Genomic DNA, 4,185 nt, shown 5'->3' with positions numbered 1-4,185 from the left:
GCCGATTCGGCATCGTTCAGCGCGCCTTCCTGCAGGCGCGCCACCGCATCAATCAGCACCGCGGCCGCCAACTCGCCGCCGGACAGCACGTAATCGCCAATCGAAATTTCTTCATCCACCTCGGCTTGCAACAGGCGTTCATCAACACCTTCATAGCGCCCGCATAGCAGTGCGATACGCGGCATGACTGCCAATTGCCGTACCTTGGCCTGGGTCAACGGTTTGCCTTGCGGGCTGAGATAGACCACATGCACCGGTGCAGGCTCGGCGGCACGGATGGCGGCCAATGCGGCGCGTAATGGATCGATCAGCATCACCATGCCGGGGCCGCCACCAAACGGGCGGTCGTCCACGCGGCGGTAATTGCCTTCGGCGTAATCACGCGGGTTCCATGGGTGAATCGACAACAACCCACGCTCACCCGCACGCCCGACTACGCCATGCGTGCTGATTTGTTCGACGAATTCGGGAAACAGGCTGAGGATATCGAAGCGCATGCCGCTCAAAAATCCGCGTCCCAATCAACCGTGACAACGCCGCCATCGAAATCCACCGAGACGATGTAGGTAGGCAGCACAAACGGGATCATGCGCTCGCGCTCGCCCTGCGCCACCAGTACATCGTTGGCACCATTATTGAAAATATGCGACACGCGGCCAAAGTCTGCGCCATCGGCATTGACCACGCGCAGCCCCTCCAAATCGACCCAGTAATACTCGCCGGGCGGCGGCGCAGGCAAGGCCGAACGCGGCACCCAGACCTCGACGCCGCGCAGCGCATCGGCGGCGTCGCGGTCGTCCACCCCCGGCAAGGTCGCCACCAGCCCTTTGCCGCCCTCGCGTACTTTCACGCCTTCGCACACCTGCGGGTTGCCGCGCGCATCACGCAGCGTCCACGGCTGATAGCGGGCAATGGCTTTTTCAGGATCGGTGAAGCTTTCCAGCTTGACCTCGCCACGCACGCCAAACGCACCGTGCAGGCGACCCACGGCAATCATCCGCTGGGAGCTGTCCGGTGCGTTCATGGAAGACTCTCGCTATCACAGCGCCTGCGAACAGGCACCGTGCAGGGTGAATCAGGCAGCCTTGACGGCGGTCTTGTACAGGTCAGCCACCTTGTCGGTCAGCTGTGCGCCGTTGTCCAGCCAATGCTTGACACGGACAAGATCCAGCTCAACGCGCTTTTCTTGGCCCTGCGCCACCGGGTTGTAAAAACCCACGCGCTCGATGTTGCGGCCATCACGGGCGCTGCGGCCGTCGGTGACGATGATGTGGTAGAAAGGACGCTTCTTGGCGCCGCCACGGGTAAGGCGAATCTTGACCATTGCTTTTCTCGGTGTTGCCCAGCGGCCGGGATGGCCGGGTAAGCCGGTAAGTATAGCGGGAATTTACGCGCGAACCAAGCGCAAGCCACGTGTAGACCACCCCAGAGCCTGCTGCACCCGCCCTTACACGAGTTCGACGCGATTCCTACCTAGTGCCTTAGCGCGATACAGCGCTTGATCTAGCGCCTGTAAATTTACCGCATCGCACCAAGAAACCATGACCGAAAAACTCGCGGTCAGCGGCGCGTGGCACCCTTGCCAAGACCATGCCGCATTGGCAAGCGTCTTCTGCATCCGCTGCGCGATGGTGGTGGCTGTTGCTTGATCTGTGTGAGGAAGCAATACCAAGAACTCCTCGCCGCCCCAGCGTGCCATCACGTCCCCTTCACGGAGCTGTTGCTGCATTGTTTTAGCAACAAATTGCAACACGGCATCACCCGCCAAATGCCCAAACCGGTCATTGATGCGTTTGAAATGATCAATATCAAACATCACTAAACCCAGCGGCTGCTGGTTATGTTTGGCATGCGCTTTGGCTTGGCGCAAGCGCTCATCCAACGCCCGCCGATTGAGGCAGCCCGTGAGGGTATCGTGTGTGGCCAAGTGATTGATGCGCTGTACGAGGCCAGAGAGCACCAGCCCCGCCAAAGCGTTATTGATTGCCAGCAGGACCGCCGTCGATGCCCATAAAAACGGCACCGAAGCACGTACCGATGTGGCCTCCATCTGTGCAGCTTGTTCCGGGAAAAATACGAGTGCTGCTGCGCGCGTGGCCATGACCAAACCCAGCGAGACAAACACCGCGGCCGCAATTTTGTGCGGCATACTCAGCGGATGCCCGCTGCTGCGATGCAGACAGTCCTGCGTCATGCGCAAGGCCAGCCACACCAAGGCAATCGAAAACGGCAGTGCACGCGCGAATATAGATACATTGGGATACGGAATCAGCGCAATCCCCGTGGCATATGCAATTGGGACAAAAAATGTTTCGTAGCGCGAGTCAGGCAACCGCAGCAACACTCGCAGCCCATCGCGAAACAAGGCGACACCCAACACCAGCAACACATCCCCAAGCCCAAAATGCAGCCAAAATACCCAAGGCGTTATGGCTTGATTGCGAGCCAGTACAAGAACCAAGCCGCCCACCAGCAACAGATTGGCCAATGCAAAACGCAGCGCCGTGGCATAAGACAGCTTGCCGGGGAAGCTCAACAGTACCCAGCCCAAACAGCTGAGCCCGCCCACAAGCGCCACTACCTACGTCAGCGTCACCGCGATGATCGAGGCTTCTTGCTGCATTCCCCTGCGCGCTTATAAAGTCCCCACGGCGGACGCTAGCATGGGAAATAACGGCGCCACTTGGCCTAGATCAAGTGGCCGCTATATTTCTGATATCTGCCATTCACGCTTTAGGTGTGTGCGGGCTTTGATAATCCTTCACCGTGGTTTTGAAGGCGACGTTAAAGCGGTTCCAGCCGTTGATGGCGATGATGGCTAGGGTCAGGTCCACCAACTCTTTTTCACTGAAATGGCGACGCGCCTCTGCAAATGTGGCGTCCGATACGTCTTGTGCGCTCGCAAGCTTGGTGACTTCTTCCGTCCACGCCAGCGCCGCACGTTCGCGCGGGGTGTAGCAGTGGGCGTCGCGCCAGGCGGCGAGCAAGTAGAGGCGCTGCTCGGTTTCACCCTGTGCGCGGGCGTCTTTGGTGTGCATTTCCAAGCACCATGCGCAGCCGTTAATTTGCGAGGCGCGCGATTTCACCAGCTCCAGCAAGGATTCTTCCAAACCCAGATGATGGATCTGCTGTTCGAGATGGAGCATGGCTTTGAAGGCTTCTGGGGAAGCACTCTGGTATTCAAGACGTTGTGACATGGGGGGCCTCCTTTGGTGGGCCATCAATGCGTCGGGAACAACCGTTGTAGCGCGTCGTAGCCCAAGCTGGCGTCAAGGCCCGAAAATTCGCCGGTTTCACGCAGGGTTTGCGCCGTTTGGCGCGCCGCCGAATACGCCACCATCGCCAGCCGGGTGGCGGTGCTGACACGCGCCACGCCCAATTGCTGCAATGTGGCCAAGTTCGGCAGCCCGGCGCGGGCACCCATATTGACCGGGGCATCCACTGCGGCACAAAACCGCTCGATGACCGCAGGATCACCCAATGCAATCGGATAAATCCCGTCTGCACCCGCCGCAAGATAGGCGTGGGCGCGGCGCACCGCATCGTCAAAGAGCGCCTGTGGATCCGCGCCACCGACGATCCAGTTGTCCACGCGGGCATTGATGAACGCCGGAATACCCATCGCATCTGCAGCTTGCCGTGCAGCGGCAATTCGCTGCGCCGCCTCTTCTACCGGCCGCAACGTTGTATGTGCAATGCCATCTTCGAGGTTCAGGCCCACCGCACCGGTATCCAGCAGCGTGCGCACACTTTCGCCTACCTGTTGCGGCGTGGCACCGAAGCCGGCTTCGAAATCCACGGTGACGGGCACATCTACCACGCGCACCATGCGCCGCACCGCGGCCAGTAGTTCAGCAAGCGGTAGCGCTTCGCCATCGGCATAGCCCAGCGACCACGCCACACCGCCGCTGGTGGTGGCGATGGCCGGAAAGCCCAGACCTGCGAACAGCGCCGCACTGCCGGCATCCCAGGCATTGGGCAGTAGCAGTGGCGCTCCGTTGTGATGCAGCGCCTTGAAGTGCTGCGCTTTGCTCAGTGGTGGCAGGCCACTGGCGTGCATCAGCGCATCGGCGGCATACCGCCACGCCCACCCATCATGCCGGACAGGCCACGCATCATGCCCTTCATGCCGCCACGGCCCAGCTTGCCCATCATTTTTTCCATCTGCTGGTATTGCTTGAGCAC

Annotated in this window: 6 protein-coding genes; all 6 read right to left on the bottom strand. The window is 60.3% G+C overall.

Features of this window, described 5'->3' with window-relative positions:
• Nucleotides 1-497, bottom strand: a 497-nt coding sequence (trmD, locus tag PK789_RS11165; RefSeq protein WP_324308867.1) for a tRNA (guanosine(37)-N1)-methyltransferase TrmD, incomplete at its 3' end; no start/stop codon positions are given.
• Nucleotides 498-502: 5 nt separating this feature from the next.
• Nucleotides 503-1,024 (bottom strand): ribosome maturation factor RimM, encoded by a 522-nt coding sequence (gene rimM, locus PK789_RS11160; RefSeq protein ID WP_324308865.1) that lies wholly within the window; start codon nucleotides 1,022-1,024, stop codon nucleotides 503-505.
• 51 nt (nucleotides 1,025-1,075) lie between these two features.
• Entirely contained in the window at nucleotides 1,076-1,324 is a 249-nt protein-coding gene (gene rpsP, locus PK789_RS11155) for a 30S ribosomal protein S16 (protein WP_324308863.1), read from the bottom strand.
• A gap of 123 nt (nucleotides 1,325-1,447) precedes the next feature.
• Nucleotides 1,448-2,551: a GGDEF domain-containing protein gene (locus tag PK789_RS11150; protein WP_324308862.1), complete on the bottom strand. Its 1,104-nt coding sequence runs from the start codon at nucleotides 2,549-2,551 to the stop codon at nucleotides 1,448-1,450.
• A 175-nt stretch (nucleotides 2,552-2,726) separates the two neighbouring features.
• The gene (locus PK789_RS11145; protein ID WP_324308860.1) at nucleotides 2,727-3,197 is read right to left on the bottom strand and encodes a carboxymuconolactone decarboxylase family protein; all 471 of its coding nucleotides are present in this window, start codon (nucleotides 3,195-3,197) and stop codon (nucleotides 2,727-2,729) included.
• A 23-nt stretch (nucleotides 3,198-3,220) separates the two neighbouring features.
• Nucleotides 3,221-4,060 (bottom strand): isocitrate lyase/PEP mutase family protein, encoded by an 840-nt coding sequence (locus PK789_RS11140; RefSeq protein WP_324308858.1) that lies wholly within the window; start codon nucleotides 4,058-4,060, stop codon nucleotides 3,221-3,223.
• Nucleotides 4,061-4,185 lie beyond the last annotated feature (125 nt).

This window comes from Thermomonas sp. (assembly GCF_035369645.1).
In the GTDB taxonomy this organism is placed as follows: Bacteria; Pseudomonadota; Gammaproteobacteria; order Xanthomonadales; family Xanthomonadaceae; genus Thermomonas.
The sequence above is the reverse complement of the archived record's forward strand: the minus strand, read 5'-3'. Positions and strand labels throughout refer to the sequence as shown.